Raw genomic sequence first — 18,604 nt, 5'->3', positions numbered from 1 at the left:
GAGGCGCAAGCAAGGAGAAGGCAGAGATGACCGACAAGTGGCGCATCGTCGTCGGCTGCGACGACGCGGGCGTGCAGTACAAGGACGCACTGAAGGCCGATCTCGCTGCCGATCCGCGGGTGGCGCAGGTCGTCGACGTAACGGACGGCATCGATCCAAGCACCGCATATCCGCATGTGGCGGTCGCTGCCGCAGGGCTGATCGCCGACGGGAAAGCGGATCGGGCGCTACTGGTCTGCGGCACCGGTCTCGGCGTCGCGATCAGTGCGAACAAGGTTCCTGGGATTCGCGCCGTCACCGCACATGACAGTTTCTCCGTCGAACGCTCCGTTCTGAGCAACAATGCACAGGTGCTGTGCTTCGGTCAGAGGGTCATCGGTCTCGAACTTGCCCGGCGGCTGGCCCGGGAGTGGCTCGGATACCGATTCGACACGAACTCAGCTTCAGCGGAGAAGGTCGCCGCGATCGACGCACTCGAGAAGGCCAGCGAACCGCAGGCTGCGGCGCTGCCCGGGACGGGATGCTGACATGACCGACCACTCTGTCGATCTCAACTTCGGTCTCGACGGCAAGGTCGCGGTGATCACCGGCGGTGCCTCAGGCATCGGTGCCGCCATCGCCGCCGCATTCGCCGCCAAAGGCGCCGACACCGCGCTCGTGGATCTGTCCGAATCGGCGGCCACCACGACGGCCCGCGGGTTCGGCGGGAACAGCCGCGGATTCGGCGGGGATGTCTCCGATCCCACATCCGTCGAGCAGGCCGTGGACGCCGTCGTCGACGTCTACGGCCGCATCGACATCCTCGTCAACAGCGCCGGAATCGTCATGCTGGCCCCCGCCGAGGACCTCACCGCCGATGCCTGGGACCGCACCATGAACGTCAACCTCAAGGGCACGTTCCTGATGTGTCAGGCCGTCGGCAGACACATGCTCGACGCCGGCAAGGGAACAATCATCAACCTGGCCTCACAGGCCGCCACCGTTGCTCTCGACCAACATGCCGCCTACTGCGCATCCAAATTCGGGGTCGTCGGACTCTCGAAAGTGCTCGCCTCGGAGTGGGCTGGTCGCGGCGTCCGAGTCAACACCATCTCCCCCACCGTCGTTCTCACCGAACTCGGCCGCAAGGCATGGGACGGCCCACGCGGCGACGAGATGAAGAAACTCATCCCCACGGGACGGTTCGCATACCCCGAGGAGATCGGCGCATCCGCGCTCTTCCTCGCCTCCGACAGCTCCGCCATGATCAACGGCGCCGACCTGCTCGTCGACGGCGGCTACACCATCAGGTGACGACAAACTCACTCTGAAGACACACCTTTCAACGCCCAGGGTTGCACCGGCGACCTACCGGGCGGTCGCACCATCCCACCTGCCTTCAACAGGAGACCCATGTCTGCCAACCCCCGCCTTGCCCAACTGTCCGCAGCCGGAGTGTCCGTCTGGCTCGACGATCTCTCCCGCGACCGCCTGCAGTCCGGGAACCTCGCCGAACTGGTATCTACCCGCAGCGTCGTGGGTGTCACTACCAACCCCTCCATCTTTCACGCGGCGTTGACCACCGGCCACGCCTACACCGAACAACTCCGCCGGCTCGCCGCCGACGGCGCCGACGTCGACACCGTGATCCGAACGCTCACCACCGACGACGTCCGCCGCGCCTGCGACCTGCTCGCCCCACAGTTCGAAACCAGCAACGGCGTCGACGGCCGCGTCTCCCTCGAGGTCGACCCGCGGCTCGCACACGACACCGACGCCACCATCGAGCAGGCACTCGAACTGTGGAAGCTCGTCGACAGACCGAACCTGCTGATCAAGATCCCCGCCACCCGGGCGGGCATTCCTGCCATCGCTACGGTGATCGGGGAGGGAATCAGCGTCAACGTCACCCTCATCTTCTCGATCGAGCGCTACCAAGCCGTCATCGACGCCTACCTCGAGGGCCTCGACACCGCCCGGGCCGCCGGGCGTGACCTGGCCTCCATCCATTCGGTGGCCTCGTTCTTCGTCTCCCGTGTCGATACCGAAATCGACGCACAACTCACGCAGATCGGCACCGCAGAAGCTCTGGCTCTGCGCGGTACAGCGGCACTGGCGAATGCTCGCCTGGCCTATCACACCTTCCAGCGGAACTTCACCTCCGACCGATGGGCCGCACTCTCCGACGCCGGCGCTCGACGGCAACGCCCGCTCTGGGCATCCACCGGCGTGAAGAACCCCGAATACCCCGACACCCTGTACGTCACCGAACTGATCGCACCCGACACGGTCAACACCATGCCCGAGGCCACCCTGAACGCCGTCGCCGACCACGGAATCATTCCCGCACACGACAACATCAGCGACACAGTGGAACAGTCCCGCGCAGTCTTCGACGCCTTGACGGACGTCGGTATCAATCTGCCCGAAGTCTTCACCACCCTCGAAGCCGAAGGTGTCGAGAAATTCGTCGCCGCCTGGACGACCCTCACCGAGGCCATCGCGACGCAACTCACGCCGAAACATCACGCGCAGTAGTCACTGCAACCGAACGAGACGACCACATCGACCGCGATGAGCCCCCGCAACATCGCGGCCACCCCAACTCGAGCAATGCATGAAGAGGATCCCACCCGTGAGCACACAGGCATTTTCCTGGACCGCCCTCGACACCAAAGCAGTTGACACCGCCCGCGCGTTAGCGATGGACGCAGTCCAACAGGTCGGCAACGGCCACCCCGGAACCGCGATGAGCCTTGCCCCCGCCGCCTACCTGCTGTTCCAACGGCACCTCCGGCACGATCCGACCGACCCACAATGGATCGGCCGTGACCGGTTCGTTCTGTCCTGCGGTCATTCGAGCCTGACGCTGTACATCCAGCTCTACCTCTCCGGCTACGAACTCGAACTCGACGACCTCCGACAACTGCGGACCTGGGGATCACTGACGCCCGGACATCCCGAGCACGGCCACACCCCCGGAGTGGAAACCACCACCGGGCCCCTCGGCCAAGGCGTAGCGAACGCGGTCGGCATGGCAATGGCCGCCCGGCGAACACGCGGCCTCCTCGACCCGGAATCCCCTGCCGAAGAAAGCATCTTCGATCACACCATCTGGTGCATCGCCTCCGACGGCGACCTCGAAGAGGGCGTCAGCGCCGAAGCGTCCTCACTGGCCGGCACCCAGCAGCTCGGCAACCTGATCCTGCTGTGGGACGACAACCACATTTCCATCGAAGACGACACGAACATCGCCTTCACCGAGGACGTCGCCGCCCGCTACCAGTCGTACGGCTGGCACGTGCAGCGCGTCGACTGGCTCGACGCCGACGGCAGCTACCACGAAAACGTTGCCGCACTGTCCGCGGCACTGGACGCCGCCCGAGCCGTCACCGATCGCCCGTCCTTCATCGCACTGCGCACCGTCATCGGTTTCCCGGCCCCCACCCTGCAGGGCACCGGAAAGTCGCACGGCAGCGCACTCGGACCGGACGAGGTCGCCGCAACCAAGACTCTCATGGGACTCGACCCCGAGAAGTCGTTCGCCGTCGACCCCGAGGTGCTCGCGCACGCCCGCGGTGTCATCGCTCGCGGCCGCGACGCGAAGGGGGCATGGATCCGCCGGTTCGACCGCTGGCGAGCGCAGAACCCCGCCCGGGCCGTCCTCCTCGACCGCCTGAGCACCCGTACGCTACCCGCCGGCTGGGACGACGCACTGCCCTCCTTCCCCGCGGACACGACCGGTATGGCGACCCGCAAGGCATCCGGAACCGTCCTAACCGCCCTTGCCCCCGAACTCCCTGAACTGTGGGGCGGCTCCGCTGATCTCGCGGAATCCAACAACACCACACCCGCGAGTGAGCCGTCGTTCCTGCCGGAGAACCGCCAGACAGCCGCGTTTTCCGGGAACCCCTACGGGAGAGTGCTGCATTTCGGGATCCGCGAGCACGCCATGGGTGCAATCCTCAACGGCATCGCCCTGCACGGCGGAACGCGGCCGTACGGGGGAACGTTTCTCGTCTTCAGCGACTACATGCGACCGGCGGTTCGCCTGGCAGCCCTGATGAAACTGCCCGTTACCTACGTCTGGACACACGACTCGATCGGACTGGGCGAAGACGGACCCACCCATCAACCCATCGAACACCTAGCGGCCCTGCGCGCAATCCCCGGACTCGACGTCGTCCGGCCCGCCGACGCCAACGAAACCGCAGTCGCATGGCGGACCATCCTCACAAACACCGATCGGCCCGCAGGCCTCGCCCTCACCCGGCAGAACGTACCCACCTGGGACCGCACCGTTCACGGCTCCGCAGACGGCACCGCACACGGCGGATACATACTCGCCGACGATGAGAACGGCGAACCCGACATCATAATCATCGCCACCGGATCCGAGGTCCAACTCGCCATGAACGCCCGAGACGAACTCCACCGAGAGGGAATCTCCACCAGAGTTGTCTCCATGCCCTGCATCGAATGGTTCCTCGAACAAGACCTCGCGTACCGGGAACAGGTCCTTCCCGCCGCAGTCACAGCCCGAGTCAGCGTCGAAGCAGGAATCGCCACACCCTGGCGGGAGTTCATCGGCGACACAGGCGTGATCATCAGCCTCGAACACTTCGGGGCAAGCGCATCCGGACCCGAACTCTTCGAACGATTCGGCTTCACCGCGGACCGTGTCGCGCGCGCCGCACGACAGACGTTCACCCGATCCAGCAAAGCCGAACCCGTGTCGGCAACCGCAGCATCGTGACATAGCCCCCGAAACGCGGCTCCTTACCCCGTGTCGCCCTCCCCCGGGGTAAGGAGCCGAACCAACACCTCACCCTCGAAGATCCGTCACCCCACCCCCATCCCTGCAACAACACACACGAAGCTCCCCCCGGAGCCGACATGATTGACAACGCACAAGCCAAAGTTGCATTTGCAAAGAAGTGGAGATTCTGGGGTGGCGCACCCGACGAAGACCTCTTCGTCGAATTCGGACTCACACCCACCCAATACTATTCACGCCTCCAACAACTCCTCGCAAGTTTCCTTCACCTCCGCGCGTTCGACCTCTCCCCTCTCGTGACAGCTCAGCTCAGGACGACGCGCCGAGACACACCTTAAGGCGAATTATGGAGGAGCGACGCGACGCGATGCTCCGAGGCGAACGCATCAACACCTCCGAGGATCGCGCCGTCCTACATACCGCCCTCCGCCTACCCGCTCAAGCCACACTGCAGGTGGACGGGCAGGACGTCGTCGCCGATGTGCACCGCATTCTGACCCGTATGGGTGACTTCTGTGGTCGCGAGCCGCTGGTGCCTCCTGCGCGCTGTTCCGTCGAACCTGCTCGCGCTGCGCGTTCATGCATGTTGAGAGATGATTGGACGGGGGTAAGAGGTGCGGGCGGCGTTGCCCGCAGGCTGCATCCGTTCCAATCGGGCAGCGAACCGCAGACACAAAGGTGGTCCGCCGCGATTCGCGCCGCAACCGAGACCACGCTGCGAAAATGGAGCATCACGATGAATGAAAAGAAGACCCCACCGACTGCACAGTCGACGGTGCAACCAGAGGCGAAACACGCGTTAACGGACGACCCCGGCGCCTCACCAGAAGATATCGCCGCTGTCGTCGAGGGGTTAACCGGTCAACGCCTGATCGAGAGGTCGCAGCAACGAGCACGGTAAGTGCGCCGAATATACAGTGTACGAGTCGAATTAGTCATCGACGTTGCCTCGTGGCGCCGCCGAGGATCCAACACAAGGGGCCCAGCTATGTTTCCTCTAGCAGCTACAGGATTGATGACAATCGGTGTCGCGTTCTTCTCGCTAGGTCCGCTTGCCGTGGCTGCAGTGCTTGAGCGTCACCTTCGTCGCTAGACGACTTGCTTCGGCACTTCGAGCGCTCTGGGGAACGTTCAGGCGGCATGTCGAGTTGGGACGAGTCGATACCGGCTGCTCTGCGTCGGTTTCTACAGTCCCTTTGATCGCAACAGTCGCCGCACGTCAATTGCAGCTGTACCGCGCGAGCAGGTATGAGGCGTATCGGTTCGATGACAGTGGTGCTCCGCCTGGGCGTTCTGAGCCGGTCGGACAGCGCTTGGCGGCGAGGCCTGCGAGTGTTTGGGTTTCCGCGGCAGGGCGCCCAAGCGGCTCTACCAGGTTCGGCGTTGTCGACGTCGTCGAAGCTCCACTCGCTTGCGCATGAGCGACGACCACCCACAGCAGGTTGAACACTCCGGTCACCATCCCCAGGCGCCGGAGTTGGGCTCCATCATGGGGTGCGGTGAGCGCCTGTTGTTGGAGCGGGACGATCTGCAGGGCGAGCAGTCCCCCGGCGGTCGCGGTGAGCACCATCGCGACCACGACCCAGACCTCGCCCGTGCGGCCCTGTACGGAAGCCAGGACGCCGTATACGGATGATCCGGTGCAGCACCCGGGCGGCGTCAATGCTCCGCTCGTCCCCACGCGCACCGCCCGTAGTAGCGGTCACCGGTGCGTACCGGGGAAACAGGCTGGTGGCCACCGCGACCGGACGCACGAAGAGGGTGCCGGCCACGACATAGGGGGAGAGCAGGCTACCCATACCGCACGACCACAGCTCGATTGTGGGCGAGCCGTCGACTCCCCCGCAGAGTTCACGCTGGGGGAGTCCATCCCGACCCGGACCAGCCTCGCCGGTGCCAACGAAGACCCGACGCCGGCACCGCTGACACGGACAACCGCCACCGCACGGCGCCGAAGATCATGGTCGCCACAAGCTCATAGCCTCCCTGGCAGGATGGCCACGCTTTGGAACAGGGCAATGTTGCGACTCACGCGACCGGCGTTGCTACCTGAGCATCACGGAAGGCTCGCTCGAGGTCGGCCGAAGTCCGCCGCGTGGACGACACCTCGTGACCCTCGCCGAATCTCCCTTCGGCGACGTCTTCACCGGAGCCTCACTCCCCACTTCCCTCGTCACCGAGGCCCATTTTGACCCAGTTGTGCAGGGTCGGCTCGGAGATCCCGAAGCCGTTCCCCGAAGAGTTTCCGCCGCGACGTGGTCGCCGCAAGCGCGAAGTCCCGTTGAACCGGAGCAGCCCCCTTCGATCGTTGTCATCATGCAATCTATCCGGTGGTGATTTCGCAAATTTGCGACGTTAATTCGGAACGTAGATGCTGACAATCTCTGCAATACAAACCGGCTTGTCGGCATTCTCGCGTTCGATCGTCACGGCCGTGACAACCTGGACGCCCGAGGGAACGGTTTCAACGTTTGCTATTTCAACCGCAGCCCGAATCCGTGAGCCGACGGGGGCGGGTGCCGGGAATCGAACGTTGTTCGACCCGTAGTTGATTCCCATTCGGACGCCGTCGACGGCGTAGACCTCCCATACAAGCATCGGGATCATTGAGGTTAGCAGATGTCCGTGGGCGATGGTGGCGCCGAACGGTCCGTCAGCAGCCCGTGAGGGATCGACGTGAATCCACTGGTGGTCACCCGTCGCGTCAGCGAACGAGTCGATTTTCTCCTGGGTGAGGGTGTGCCATGATGAGTAGCCGATCCGGGTGTTCGCCACGGCGTGCAGTTCGTCGATTCCGTTGAGTGTCTTCATACTTTGGGCCCTCCGGCGATGTAGAGAACCTGCCCGGAGATGAATCCGGCTCCCTCACTGGCAAGGAATGAGATCGCGTGTGCGATGTCGTCGGGGACCCCAACTCGGGCGACGGGGATGTCGGCGGCCGCCCTCTTCTTGAGATCGTCGAATTTCATTCCCATTCGCTCCGCCGTCGCGGCTGTCATCTCGGTTTCGATGAATCCGGGAGCAACGGCGTTGGCGGTGACGCCGAATTTGCCGAGTTCGAGGGCTAGAGTTTTGGTGAAACCTTGCAGCCCGGCTTTGGCAGCGGCGTAGTTTGCTTGACCGCGGTTTCCAAGCGCCGACACGCTTGAGATGTTGATGATTCGTCCAAAACCGGCCTGAGTCATGTGTCCCTGAACCTCTCTCGTCATCAGGAACGAGCCACGCAAATGGACGTTCATGACGGTATCCCAGTCGGTGGCCGACATTTTGAACAGAAGATTGTCGCGGGTGACGCCCGCGTTGTTGACCAGAACGACCGGTTCTCCGAGCTCCGTTGTGATCTTATCCACTGCTTTCTCGACACCGGTTCCGTTGGAGACATCTGCGCCGACAGCAAGTGCGGTTCCTCCGGCCTGGGTGATCGTGTCGACCACGTACTGGGCGGCGGCCTCCTCGAGGTCGAGGACGGCTACAGCGTGGCCGTCTGCTGCGAGCCGCTGTGCGACGGCGGCGCCGATTCCCCGTGCACCGCCGGTGACGATTGCGGTACGGCGGTGTTCGGGATGTGGTGATGCGTTCACGAGATGGGGTTACCTCTCAAGGATTGGATCGATGTGACTTCGGGTCAGGAGAGCGTTCGAGGATCAGTGCCATGCCTGTCCTCCGCCTACGCGCATGGTTTCGCGGTCGAACTGCTTGTCGTGCGTCTGTAGTGAGTTGATGAGGGTGCTGGTGATCCGCGCACCGGTCATGCCGAACGGGTGGCCGATAGCGATGGCCCACCGCTGACGTTCAGTCACTGTTCGCCGACACCGAGCATGATGTCGGCGATGTCGCTTGGATCGAGTGCAGGTACTTTCGCCAACGCAGCCATGACGATTTGGATGGTGAGGCCATCGGGCTGAATGTCCTTCAACGAGCTCTTGATCGCTCTACCGATCGGCGAACGTGCGGTGGCGGCGATGACAGCTTCAGGCAGGGTTGTTCCTCGAATCGGTGATTGCTGATGTGGAAGAAGGTGGGGCGAAGGTTCAGCCGGCGCAGCCGGAGATCCCACCGTCGAGCGGAATGATGCTGCCGGTCAGATAAGAGCCCGCACGGGAGGCTAGGAACCGGACCGTGCCGATCAGGTCGTCGGTTTGTCCGTAGCGGCCCAGCGGGACGCGCTCGAGGAGCTCTGCCTCGACCTCTGGATCCGCCGCGACGTGTCCGAGCATGTCCGTCAAGATCGGGCCGGGGGCGATCGCGTTGACGGTGATGCCGTCGGCCGCCAGTTGCTTGGCCAAATGGCGGGTGAGCATGTGCAGCCCGGCTTTGCTCGCGCTGTAGGAATAGTTCTCCCAGCTCGGTGTAGTCAAGGCATCCACGCTGCCGATGTTGATGACACGAGCGGGCCGGTCGGGACGTGCTGCATTGCGAAGAAGCGGAAGCGTTCCCGTGATGAGGTAGAACGGAGCGACAAGGTTGGTGTTGAGAACCTTCGTCCAACCGATGAGGGGAAACTCTTCTAGTGGCGCACCCCAGGTGGCCCCGGCATTGTTCACCAGGATGTCGATGCTTGTCAGGTGCTCGCCGAGCCAGTCGACCAGATCGGTCACCCCTTCGGCCGACGACAGGTCACTGGCGACGGGGGTGCAGCGTCCTGCCGTTCCCGCAGCGTCTGCCTCGGCATTGATGGCTTCGGCCGTCGTGCGGCACTGCTCTTCCTTTCGGCTGGTGATGACGACGTGGGCACCGCCCTGTACCAGGCCGCGGGCGATCATGGCGCCGATCCCTCGTGAGCCGCCGGTTACGACGGCGGTCCTCCCGGCGACAGAGAAGAGGGTGTCGGGTGCCGGGCGCAGTTCGGAGGTGGTTGCGCTATTCATATTAGCTACGCTAGGACCGCGTTGGCGTTATCTCTTGGGGGTCAGCGCACTTCGCTTGCGTCGCGCGCAGTAGACACAAGTGGAGCCGAGGGCAGGCCCGGTTGTCGAGCGGGCCCGCGGGTCTGCTGATTCAGTCGTTTTCGGCTGCCGCAGAACGTGTGTCGGACGGGCGCTCACCGAAGGCCCTCCGGTACGCATTACTGAAGGTGCTGAGGTCGCCGAATCCTGAGGAGTATGCCACCTGAGTCACGCTCTGGTGGCTCCAGCCACGGTCCTGCAGACGCAACCGGGCCAACGCCAGACGCTCCTCTCGGATGAGGTCCGATGGCGTTGTCCCGATCCGCTGCAACTGGGCCTGAACATGCCGGAGCGACCAGCCGAGACGCGTCGCGACCACGGCACCTGTGAGGTTCGGGTCGTGCGCGTTCTCTCGAACAAAGCGCCGGATGGCGGTGACCAACCCTCCCTGAACGTCGACGGAGGGGGCGGCCGTGTCTGCGTTGTAGGCGAGCGCCACGAGATCCACGATTCGGTCGGCGATCGCGTCGAACTGACTGCCGGTGAGCTCGTGCCGCTCCCTGCGCAGACTACTGACCACGTCGACAATGATGCGTCCCAGTCCAGATGTCGCATCGAGGACGGTGCCTGCGTGCGGCAGTGTGGGCACCCGCGCCTCGATCCGGTCACGTGGAATCACGAATGCAACGGAGGAGAAGCCATCACCATGGCGCAGAACAGTCGCGGTGTCCAGCGACGTGAGGGCCATGACCGCCGGTGTGATCGTGGCTTCACGGCGATCCTGCTCGAGGATCACTTCGCCCCGGACCGGTAGGAGCAGTTCGTAGGCGCCATGTGGATGTCGGCGGATGTCGGCTGCCGTGCGGGAGAGGACCTCCGCTTCTCCCCACCAACGAACTAGCTGGTACGTGTCCGAATATTGATGCTGAAGGGTTCCCTGGTAGCTGTCCGCAAGGGAGAAGGCCATCGGACAGTGGATCGACGAGACCTGATCGCGCCACCAATCACCGCGCTCACGCTGGTCGTGCTCGTTGCTGCGCAACGTATCGACGGAATACAAGGTCACAACACCTTCTCACACCGGTATGCCGAAACTGTCACTCGCGCCACAGTCGACGCTAGCGCGCGCCGGCGCCCACGCCAACGGCGTGATCATCGCAGAGCCCGCTTGAGGAGCTTTCCTGTCGCGTTCATCGGCAAGGTGTCCCTGAACTCCACCAGGCGCGGGTACTTGTAAGCCGCCAACCGTTCCCGTGACCAGCCGATCAGGTCTTCCTCCCTCAACTCCGATCCAGGCTCGCGGATGACGAAGGCTTTCACTTCCTCACCGCTTCGCTCATCGGGGATTCCGACGACGGCCACAAGGCTGACCTCTGGATGGCCGATGATCACCTCCTCGAGCTCGCGCGGATAGACGTTGAAGCCTCCCCGCACGATCAAGTCCTTGGCGCGATCGACGATGAAGTAGTAGCCGTCCTCGTCTCGCGTTGCGATATCGCCCGTGCGGAACCAGCCGTCGCGGATCACTTCCTTTGTCGCCTCGGGCCGCCCCAGGTATCCCTTCATCACGTTGTATCCACGTACGGCGAGTTCTCCTGGCTCCCCGGCGGGGACCTCGTTCCAGTGATCGTCGATGAGCTTCACCTCTACCCCCCAGATCGGTTTGCCGATCGATCCCGACCGGTTCGGTTGGTCGAGGGGGTTGAACGTGACGGTCGGGCTGGTTTCGGAGAGTCCGTAGCCTTCCCGTATCCCGACACCGAAGACATCCCTGAACCGCTCCAGCACATCGACGGGCATGGCAGCTGCGCCGGACAGCGCGATTCGCAGGAGACCGGCGAGGTCAACGTCTATTCCGTCGGCGGCGTTGTTGAGCAGAGCCCAGTACATCGTCGGGACACCGGCGAAGACCGTCACCCGGTGCTGCGTCATCAACGCCAGAGCCTCAGCTGCGTCGAATCGTGGCAGCAGGACCAGGGTGGCCCCCATGGCGAAACCGGCGTTCAGCTGTACGGTCTGTGCGAACGAGTGGAAGAGCGGAAGAGTGACCAGATGTATGTCGTCGGCTCGGGCGTCGAGCAGTTGGTTATGCCCGATGGCGTTGAGGACCATGTTGGCGTGGGAGAGCTCCGCCCCCTTCGGCTTGCCGGTCGTCCCGCTCGTGTACAGGACCACCGCGGTGTCCGTTGCCTCGGTCACCTGCAGGACGTCTTCCGCTGGGTGTTCGGCCAATGCCTCAGCCAAGGTTGTTCCCACGCCTGGCTCATCGAGCAAAGCGGGGCCAAGGGTGACCAGATGCTCGCAGGATTCGACGTCCTGGAAGCCGCGCCACGCCTCGTCGTCGAGCCCCGGCACGGTACAGAAGTAGGCCATCGCGCCCGAGTCACGGAGGTGGTAGGCAACCTCCTCCCGCTTGAGCATCGTGTTGAGCGGCACGACGGCTCCACCGGCCTTGAGGATGCCGAAGTAGACGATCGGAAACTCGACAACATTCGCGATCGTCAGGGCAACGCGGTCGCCTGGGCGCAACCCCAGGGAGAGAAGAAAATGGGCAACACTGTTCGCAGCCGCATCGATTTCACCGAAGGTGAGGGTTCGGTCACCTTCGATGACAGCGGTTCGGCTGGGAGTGCGTCGAGCAGTGTCGGCAAGCATGGTGGCCAGGTTGAGCATGATCCTGCTTTCAGAGGATGACGTTGTGAATGTGGATTTCCGACTCAGGACCAATCCCAGTCGTAGTCAGCTCCCACCCGCTTCGCCAACGGCTTGAACATGCGCTCTTCGTAGGTCGCCATCGTGTCGAGGCCGGGAATGGGCGCGAGGTTCAGGATCTCGGCCAGCCGCTCGACGTCGAGTTCAGGTTTCGGCAAGCCCGCAGCGAGCGCGAATCTCTGTAGTTGGTTGGTGAAGCTCTCATTACATGGCGGCTTCCCGAAGTTAACAGGATGCTTCATCGCCTCATCGAGGGTTACAAACTCCACGCCACGCTCGAGGAATGCCTCGAGGATCGGAGCGAGGGTGTCACGAGAGATCGTGGTGCCGTGTACGAGCCAGATGAGGGGTGCGTCGGCACCGAACAGGGTGTGCGCGGTGTCCGCGTGCTTGTAGAGCATGTCAACCGCTGTCGACACGTGCAGGTCGCGTACCTGCTTCTGCACGTCCCTGTCGCCAAGGGTCATCGCGCGGAAGTACGGCATGATGAACGCGAAATCACTGAACCAACTGGTGATCGGGGCCGTGCGGTAGCCGAGATCTGCGAGGTAATTCTCGACTTCCCCTCGACGTCGTTCGGATCCTGATGACATGTCCATGGGGTACCGGAAGTACTTCGACGGTGCGGCGTCGATCAGATGACCGATATACTTCTCGGCAGTCTCAAAATCGCATCGGAATGCCGCGTCGGGCATCCAGCGCAGTGGAGCATGCTGGTGAGTGTGGTTACCCAGGTGATGGCCCGCTTCGGCCCACGCCTCGAAGGCCTCCATTTGCTCTGGCTCGTTCTCGAGCCGGTATGTGTGAGAGAAACCGTAGGTCCCCTTGAGTCCGTAGTCGTTCAGCGTTTTCGCCACAGAACGCGTGATGTCAGTGGGAGTCGTGTCGCCCGGCATGGGAACGCCGTCCCACAGGACGAAGTCATCGATCGTGACCGCAATCTCGAGAGGTCGGTCGGCGCGTGTGTCATTCATTGCGTTGACTCCGGATCTTTCAGGTGGGCTCTTCGGCACGAAGCCCATTTCCCACCGACCCTATGAAGTGATGGACATCACGTCTTGGCTGTTTGCGCGCACCTGCTTTCATCAGGCGCATCGCATTCGGCTTGAGATGCGCGCTGTGCGCGCTCGTCGAATCCCGTGCGCATAGGGCCAAGTTTCGCCTTGTCATGACTTCTACCGTCGGTGGTGACGAAGGAGCACACCGTGAATTCATCACAACAGATCGTCCTGGCGCAGCGCCCCCACGGGCACGTGAGCGTGGAGGACTTCCGCGTGGAGGACGTCGCCCTGCCCGAACTCGAGGCTGGCGACGTCGCACTCGAGACCCTCTTCATCTCGATCGATCCGGCCATCAGGGGCTGGCTCGACGACCGACCGAGTTATCTTCCCCCAGTTGCACTCGGAGAGCCAGTTCGCGCTTTCGGTCTGGCACGCGTGAGGGCCTCACGCAACAGCAACTTCACCGCCGGCGACATCGTTCGTGGCTTCGTCGGCTGGCAACGGCGCCAGATCGTCAGCTCGCCCGGTACCGACTGGGACCGGATCACATCACGCGAGGACGTTCCCTTGGAGCACTACCTTGGCGTCCTCGGGATGACGGGCCTGACCGCGTGGGCCGGAGTGTGCGACATCCTGCGCCCGGAACCAGGGCACACCGTCTTGATCTCCGGCGCCTCGGGCGCAGTCGGAAGCGTGGCAGTCCAGCTCGCAAAGCAGGCGGGTGCACAGGTTGTCGGCGTCGCAGGAGGCGCCGAGAAGTGCTCGATGGTGGCCCGACTGGGCGCCGACGCCGTCGTCGACCGCACGGCCCCTGATTGGAAGGACCAACTCGAGGCGGCAACACCGGACGGCATCGACCGCCTCTTCGAAAACTCGGGGGGCCCGATGTTCGAGGCATCGATCACCCGGCTGAACAACCACGCACACATCGCGTTGTGCGGCCTGATCGACGGCTACAACTTGACCGAACGCCCCTCCGGCCCAAACAATTTCGGACAGCTTCTCACCAAGCGTATCCTCACACAAGGATTCGTCGCGCTCGACTACATGGACCGCGCAGCAGAGGTTGAAGCCACGCTCGGCGAACTCATCCGTTCCGGACAGTTGGAGGCCGTGCAATCGGTATTACCCGGATTCGAGCAGCTGCCGGCCGCCTTCGTGGACTCGTTCTCCCACGGCCACCCAGGCAAGCTCATCATCGATCTGACTGCGTAGCCAGCCTCTAAACTAAAGCCGCCTCAGTTGGAGGTTCGTTCCCGTCACCGCGCGGCCAGGATGCAGCCTCCGACGCATGCAAGGGGTATCCGGCCGACTTTTGCCTGGGAGCTGGTGGAGTCCCAGGGAGCTGTATGCATTAACGGCAGTCGAGTGCGCCAGACCTTGTGTTTGAACGCGCTCCGGAGCGGCGACGGCACCGGAAGTGGCGTTCAGCTGTTGCGCGTGTCCAACAACTTGTGCGTCAACGAGCCAAATAAGGACACCCCGGCTAGCGCGGGTCGCGATGTGGTGTTGTGCAGGCAGGCCACCCCGGGAGCCAGCGGGACCGAATCGTCGACCAGGACCCGATCCTGTTCCACCGCCCGCAACAACCACCGACACGAGTAGCGCCCGCACCCTGCCCAGCGGATGGCCGTACACCGGATCGGGCGCCCGCGCCCCCCGCCGTCTCGATACCGATGCCGTCCTGGACGCGCGTCGCACCAGGACCAACCCACCGGCCGAGCGGCGTCTTCCTATTCGGCAGCCACCGCTCGACACCGAGCACTCACTGCGCCACAGCACGCCACTCGTCCGTGCGCTCACGCGTTGCCTGCGCCAGTGCCTTCAACGTAGCTTCCCGATCAAAATCCTTGCCGTAGACCGGGGTTCCCGGCTGCTGACGCCAGGAATCTTCGACTGTGCCCGCATCGACAGGGTCAAATCCGAGCTGATTGATCAGATCGAATACCACCTGCTTCTTCAGTGCGTCATCGCCGGCGACGGGGAGCGCGATCCGGCCGCTCGACCCTTCCGGTAGGCCCTTCTCGAGAAGATGCTTCCACCAGATTCCATTGAATGCCTTGAACACCGGCACCCCGAGGCGTTCTTGCACCCATTCACTTTCTACCTGACCGCCTTCGATGGCGGCGATCAATCCGTCTCGCTGCTGCGGGTAGTAGTTGTTTGTCTCGATCACCGGAGCACCAGCGGCAGCGCCTGCGAGGATGTCCGAGGGAAGGTCCACGACGTTCTTCTGCGGGATGCTCACGATCACCAGGTCTGCACCCTCGGCGGCTTCGGTGTTCAGTACCGCCTTTGCGCCGGTCTCCGCCTCGAGGTCTGCGAGGGTGTCGGGTGTCCGAGAGTTCGACACGCGCACATCGTGACCGAGCGCAGTCAGCCTGCGTGTAAGCGTGCCACCGATCTGACCAGCTCCGATGATTCCGATGCGCATATCTCTTGTACCCCTTCGTCGAGTGCCGCGATACTTCGCGACTGCTGCATACGTCAACAACGGACCCCGTCGGATAGTTCCGCGTGGGCGCATTCAGCTCGAACTGATTCAAATACTTGACAGGTCGACTAGAGGGCCGACGTCCCACTTCTCGGTCCTGTCGTGGGTGAGGGGATTACCCCGATTGCTGCACGGATCGTGCTGTGCATTGTGGGCTCTTGTAGTCAGGTTCGCTTATCGCGCATTTCACCGCGCGATACCCCGGAGACAGCGCGAAATAGCCACTGTGAACAGTAGAAACGACACGTCCCCGCTCCTGATCGGCGCCCCGACAGACATTGCCGCGGCCACTCGCACCCCGCGCTCCCGAAGCCCATCCATTCCCGAACGAGGCCAGTATCCGGCAGCCGGCGGCAGCAGGTCCTCGGCGCGATGCAGGCGCGATGCCAGAGGCGAACGGTGGTCCGCCGGGTTCATCCCCGATCGTGAGAGACGTGCGAGTTCGTTGATGCCGGAGCCGAGACAGCACCTACACCACGCACCGGTCCTGCCCGCCATTCCGAGGCGGCCGACCTCGCTGTCAATCGACACGAAGAAGCCCGGGCGGGACGTTCAACACCCCAGACCCCAATCCCTGGCTCGGCAACCGACAGTTGAGCACCCGCTCCCCCGGGTGGGGCGAACGCTCGGCAACACAAGTCCAGGCCCTTATGGGCATCGCGCACCGGTAAGTACATCACTCATTACCGGCCGCCGCCGCCTTCCTCACGGGTGCCTTCCCAGCGGCCTTCTTCACAGGCGCCTTCGCAGCGGCCTTCTTCGCGGGCACCTTCGCAGCGGCCTTCTTCGCGGTTTTTGCAGCGGTCTTTTTCGCCGGCGCCTTCGCGGCCGCAACCTTCCTCACGGGCGGCACCTCGGACGGCACCCGTTTGGCGATTGCCTTGGCACCTCCCTTGGCGCGGGTCGTCTCCGACCGGGCCGGATTGGCGGCCGCAGCCTTCCTTACGGGAACCTTCCCGGCCGCAGCCTTCCTCGCGGGCACCTCCGCGGCAGCCTTCTTCGCAGGCACCTTCGCAGCAGCCTTCTTCGCGGGCACCTCCGCGGCAGCCTTCTTCACTGGCACCTTCGCAGCAGCCTTCTTCGAAGGTGCCTTGGCGGCAGCCTTCTTTGCAGGTGCCTTCGCAGCCGCCTTCTTCGCAGGCGCCTTGGCGGCAGCCTTCTTCGCGGGCGCCTTCACAGAACCCTCCTTGGCGGGCGGCGTCTCGGACGGCACCCGTTCGGCGATTGCCTTGGCGCCTCGCTTGGCGGGCCGCGTCTCCGACCGGGTCGGATTGGCGGCCGCAGCCTTCCTCGCGGGCGCCTTCCCGGCCACAGCCTTCGCAGGTGCCTTGGCGGCAGCCTTCTTCGCGGGCGCCTTCACAGAACCCTCCTTGGCGGGCGGCGTCTCGGACCGGGCGGCCGCAGCCTTTCTCAAGGGCGGCGTCTCGGACGGCACCCGTTCGGCGATTGCCTTGGCGCCTCGCTTGGTGGGCCGCGTCTCCGACCGGGTCGGATTGGCGGAAGCGACCTCCTTCGCAGGTGACTCGGCTACAGCCTTCTTCGCGGGCGGCACCTGGGACGGGGTCGGCTCCGACTCAGGCTTGATGGTGATCTGGGGTTCCACCTCGAGTCCGGCTCTGGCTTCCTCCGACGTCTGCGTCCGTTGCCGCCGCTTGCTGCTCGTAAAGGACCAGGCGCCCTCACCCGCGTTCCGAAGAACCGCGACTGCATTTCTGGCGGCGCGCGCGGCACCGCTGATAACGTTCATGGTCAACTCCGCTAGCCTTCCGCAGTCATGGCTGCCGACGCATGCGCGGCTTCCTCGGACGTATCCATCACCGCATAGACTAATCGTGAATGTGAGTCAACGAGCGACCGGCAGAGTGTGCGGTGCATATCGGCAAGGAATGCGGCTAACACAGATCGCCTCCTTGACCCAAACTGCGTGCACCCGTTTATGATTCATTCTCACTCACCCTCCCCGCTTCACACCTGTCGCTCCCGATGCCCGCTCGGTCGAGTGTCTGTCAGAACTAATGTCGGGATGTCGTCGCGCAACCAGGCTTCCCGCACAATCTCGTCCCGAATCTCGCGTCGAGGCCGAAATCGGACCCGAGTCCGTGGCCTCGACGCCAAGCAGCGCGCCCAGATCCGCAATTCGGTCACCGCCCTGCACCACTGAGAATCATCCCCGAAAGTGGGATGTGTCATCTGAGCGTGATCACCTCCGGTCAGTGGAAGGGCGTGGAATCCCACCATGCGCATACTCCGTTCGCGATGGGCATGATTTCGGGAAACCGATAGGCCAGGTCGAGCATGACAACCACTTCCTCCTGCCTTGGAGTTCCCGCGGCGCCGCGCCGGCACGTCCGGGGCGACGGGAGGGGACCGCGCTAGGGAAAGTGCCATTTACGCAGGTCACGGGGGCACCGGCTGCTATCGGAGGTGCACAGTTGCGGTGAACCCGTAACTCACAGGCGGGCAGAGCGAGACGGACGGCAGGAACGTGGGCACCTCTGGTCCCCAGGCGTAGTACACGTTGGCAGGGAATCCGAAGATCAGGCACACCATCTCCACTTGATGGGTGTTCGCGGAACCCGGGGCACACGTCGACATCGCACCGAGGACGAACCGTTGCACGGTGCACCCCGGCGGGTCCGGCGATGGTGCCGCGTGTGCGGGTGCCACGGTCAGGGACAGAGCGGCGGCCGTCGTCGACGCGACGAACGCGAGACGCAGAAACCGAGACATGGGTCCTCTGGTGATGCGGGGCCCG

15 protein-coding genes and 4 pseudogenes are annotated in these 18,604 nt (G+C 63.8%); 7 read left to right on the top strand and 12 right to left on the bottom strand.

Annotated elements, in window-relative coordinates:
• The first annotated feature begins 26 nt into the window (after positions 1 to 26).
• The 6 genes and pseudogenes from GO592_RS43475 to GO592_RS43450 all read left to right on the top strand — a co-directional run.
• On the top strand, positions 27 to 527 hold the full coding sequence (locus GO592_RS43475) for a ribose-5-phosphate isomerase (protein WP_039952000.1): 501 nt from the start codon (positions 27 to 29) through the stop codon (positions 525 to 527).
• A 1-nt stretch (position 528) separates the two neighbouring features.
• Positions 529 to 1,293: an SDR family oxidoreductase gene (locus GO592_RS43470; RefSeq protein ID WP_007298766.1), complete on the top strand. Its 765-nt coding sequence runs from the start codon at positions 529 to 531 to the stop codon at positions 1,291 to 1,293.
• A gap of 99 nt (positions 1,294 to 1,392) precedes the next feature.
• Positions 1,393 to 2,517, top strand: coding sequence for a transaldolase (tal, locus tag GO592_RS43465; RefSeq protein ID WP_007298765.1), 1,125 nt, complete (start codon positions 1,393 to 1,395; stop codon positions 2,515 to 2,517).
• 79 nt (positions 2,518 to 2,596) lie between these two features.
• Positions 2,597 to 4,735 carry a transketolase gene (gene tkt, locus GO592_RS43460; protein WP_039951982.1) on the top strand — a complete coding sequence of 713 codons (2,139 nt, stop codon included), beginning with the start codon at positions 2,597 to 2,599 and terminating at the stop codon, positions 4,733 to 4,735.
• 140 nt (positions 4,736 to 4,875) lie between these two features.
• Positions 4,876 to 5,094, top strand: a complete 219-nt coding sequence (locus GO592_RS46870) for a DUF3263 domain-containing protein (protein ID WP_082324958.1) — start codon at positions 4,876 to 4,878, stop codon at positions 5,092 to 5,094.
• Positions 5,095 to 5,102: 8 nt separating this feature from the next.
• A pseudogene (locus GO592_RS43450) lies at positions 5,103 to 5,279 on the top strand (glucose-6-phosphate isomerase); the annotation flags it as partial.
• 900 nt (positions 5,280 to 6,179) lie between these two features.
• Here GO592_RS43450 and GO592_RS45695 read toward each other — a convergent pair.
• The 9 genes and pseudogenes from GO592_RS45695 to GO592_RS43405 form a co-directional block, all read right to left on the bottom strand.
• Positions 6,180 to 6,555: pseudogene (locus GO592_RS45695) on the bottom strand (hypothetical protein); the annotation flags it as partial.
• 556 nt (positions 6,556 to 7,111) lie between these two features.
• A complete protein-coding gene (locus GO592_RS43440) occupies positions 7,112 to 7,567 on the bottom strand; it encodes a MaoC family dehydratase (RefSeq protein ID WP_007298762.1) in 456 nt (151 codons plus the stop codon).
• The gene (gene fabG, locus GO592_RS43435) at positions 7,564 to 8,337 is read right to left on the bottom strand and encodes a 3-oxoacyl-ACP reductase FabG (protein ID WP_007298761.1); all 774 of its coding nucleotides are present in this window, start codon (positions 8,335 to 8,337) and stop codon (positions 7,564 to 7,566) included. The genes GO592_RS43440 and fabG overlap by 4 nt, the downstream gene beginning before the upstream one ends.
• A gap of 16 nt (positions 8,338 to 8,353) precedes the next feature.
• Positions 8,354 to 8,535: pseudogene (locus GO592_RS43430) on the bottom strand (hypothetical protein); the annotation flags it as partial.
• A 26-nt stretch (positions 8,536 to 8,561) separates the two neighbouring features.
• A pseudogene (locus GO592_RS43425) lies at positions 8,562 to 8,735 on the bottom strand (acetyl-CoA C-acyltransferase); the annotation flags it as partial.
• Positions 8,736 to 8,787: 52 nt separating this feature from the next.
• Positions 8,788 to 9,624, bottom strand: coding sequence for an SDR family oxidoreductase (locus GO592_RS43420; protein WP_050998652.1), 837 nt, complete (start codon positions 9,622 to 9,624; stop codon positions 8,788 to 8,790).
• A gap of 130 nt (positions 9,625 to 9,754) precedes the next feature.
• The gene (locus tag GO592_RS43415) at positions 9,755 to 10,708 is read right to left on the bottom strand and encodes a helix-turn-helix transcriptional regulator (RefSeq protein WP_007298757.1); all 954 of its coding nucleotides are present in this window, start codon (positions 10,706 to 10,708) and stop codon (positions 9,755 to 9,757) included.
• Between the two features lie 86 nt (positions 10,709 to 10,794).
• The gene (locus GO592_RS43410; RefSeq protein ID WP_007298756.1) at positions 10,795 to 12,315 is read right to left on the bottom strand and encodes a long-chain-fatty-acid--CoA ligase; all 1,521 of its coding nucleotides are present in this window, start codon (positions 12,313 to 12,315) and stop codon (positions 10,795 to 10,797) included.
• 44 nt (positions 12,316 to 12,359) lie between these two features.
• The gene (locus GO592_RS43405; RefSeq protein WP_237720497.1) at positions 12,360 to 13,376 is read right to left on the bottom strand and encodes a polysaccharide deacetylase family protein; all 1,017 of its coding nucleotides are present in this window, start codon (positions 13,374 to 13,376) and stop codon (positions 12,360 to 12,362) included.
• A 183-nt stretch (positions 13,377 to 13,559) separates the two neighbouring features.
• Between GO592_RS43405 and GO592_RS43400 the strand changes: the two genes are divergently transcribed.
• Entirely contained in the window at positions 13,560 to 14,570 is a 1,011-nt protein-coding gene (locus tag GO592_RS43400; RefSeq protein ID WP_237720496.1) for an NADP-dependent oxidoreductase, read from the top strand.
• A gap of 550 nt (positions 14,571 to 15,120) precedes the next feature.
• Here GO592_RS43400 and GO592_RS43395 read toward each other — a convergent pair.
• The 3 genes from GO592_RS43395 to GO592_RS43385 all read right to left on the bottom strand — a co-directional run bounded on the left by GO592_RS43395 (position 15,121) and on the right by GO592_RS43385 (position 18,579).
• Positions 15,121 to 15,882 carry an NAD(P)-binding domain-containing protein gene (locus GO592_RS43395; protein ID WP_082324957.1) on the bottom strand — a complete coding sequence of 254 codons (762 nt, stop codon included), beginning with the start codon at positions 15,880 to 15,882 and terminating at the stop codon, positions 15,121 to 15,123.
• Positions 15,883 to 16,525: 643 nt separating this feature from the next.
• A complete protein-coding gene (locus GO592_RS43390; protein ID WP_202715298.1) occupies positions 16,526 to 17,596 on the bottom strand; it encodes a nucleoid-structuring protein H-NS in 1,071 nt (356 codons plus the stop codon).
• Positions 17,597 to 18,264: 668 nt separating this feature from the next.
• Positions 18,265 to 18,579 (bottom strand): hypothetical protein, encoded by a 315-nt coding sequence (locus GO592_RS43385; protein ID WP_202715297.1) that lies wholly within the window; start codon positions 18,577 to 18,579, stop codon positions 18,265 to 18,267.
• Between the last annotated feature and the right edge of the window lie 25 nt (positions 18,580 to 18,604).

This window comes from Rhodococcus sp. 21391, assembly GCF_016772255.1.
GTDB classification, from domain to species: domain Bacteria; phylum Actinomycetota; class Actinomycetes; order Mycobacteriales; family Mycobacteriaceae; genus Rhodococcus_F; species Rhodococcus_F opacus.
Note: the sequence above shows the minus strand (reverse complement) of the source record. Positions and strands in the feature narration are given on the sequence as shown.

Coding starts and splice junctions, on each gene's coding strand:
- GO592_RS43395 (WP_082324957.1), bottom strand. CDS start 15,882: ATGCGCCCACGCGGAACTATCCGACGGGGTCCGTTGTTGACGTATGCA.
- GO592_RS43420 (WP_050998652.1), bottom strand. CDS start 9,624: ATGAATAGCGCAACCACCTCCGAACTGCGCCCGGCACCCGACACCCTC.
- GO592_RS43410 (WP_007298756.1), bottom strand. CDS start 12,315: ATGCTCAACCTGGCCACCATGCTTGCCGACACTGCTCGACGCACTCCC.
- GO592_RS43405 (WP_237720497.1), bottom strand. CDS start 13,376: ATGGGCTTCGTGCCGAAGAGCCCACCTGAAAGATCCGGAGTCAACGCA.
- GO592_RS43475 (WP_039952000.1), top strand. CDS start 27: ATGACCGACAAGTGGCGCATCGTCGTCGGCTGCGACGACGCGGGCGTG.
- GO592_RS43470 (WP_007298766.1), top strand. CDS start 529: ATGACCGACCACTCTGTCGATCTCAACTTCGGTCTCGACGGCAAGGTC.
- GO592_RS46870 (WP_082324958.1), top strand. CDS start 4,876: ATGATTGACAACGCACAAGCCAAAGTTGCATTTGCAAAGAAGTGGAGA.
- tal (WP_007298765.1), top strand. CDS start 1,393: ATGTCTGCCAACCCCCGCCTTGCCCAACTGTCCGCAGCCGGAGTGTCC.
- GO592_RS43440 (WP_007298762.1), bottom strand. CDS start 7,567: ATGAAGACACTCAACGGAATCGACGAACTGCACGCCGTGGCGAACACC.
- tkt (WP_039951982.1), top strand. CDS start 2,597: ATGAAGAGGATCCCACCCGTGAGCACACAGGCATTTTCCTGGACCGCC.
- GO592_RS43390 (WP_202715298.1), bottom strand. CDS start 17,596: ATGAACGTTATCAGCGGTGCCGCGCGCGCCGCCAGAAATGCAGTCGCG.
- GO592_RS43385 (WP_202715297.1), bottom strand. CDS start 18,579: ATGTCTCGGTTTCTGCGTCTCGCGTTCGTCGCGTCGACGACGGCCGCC.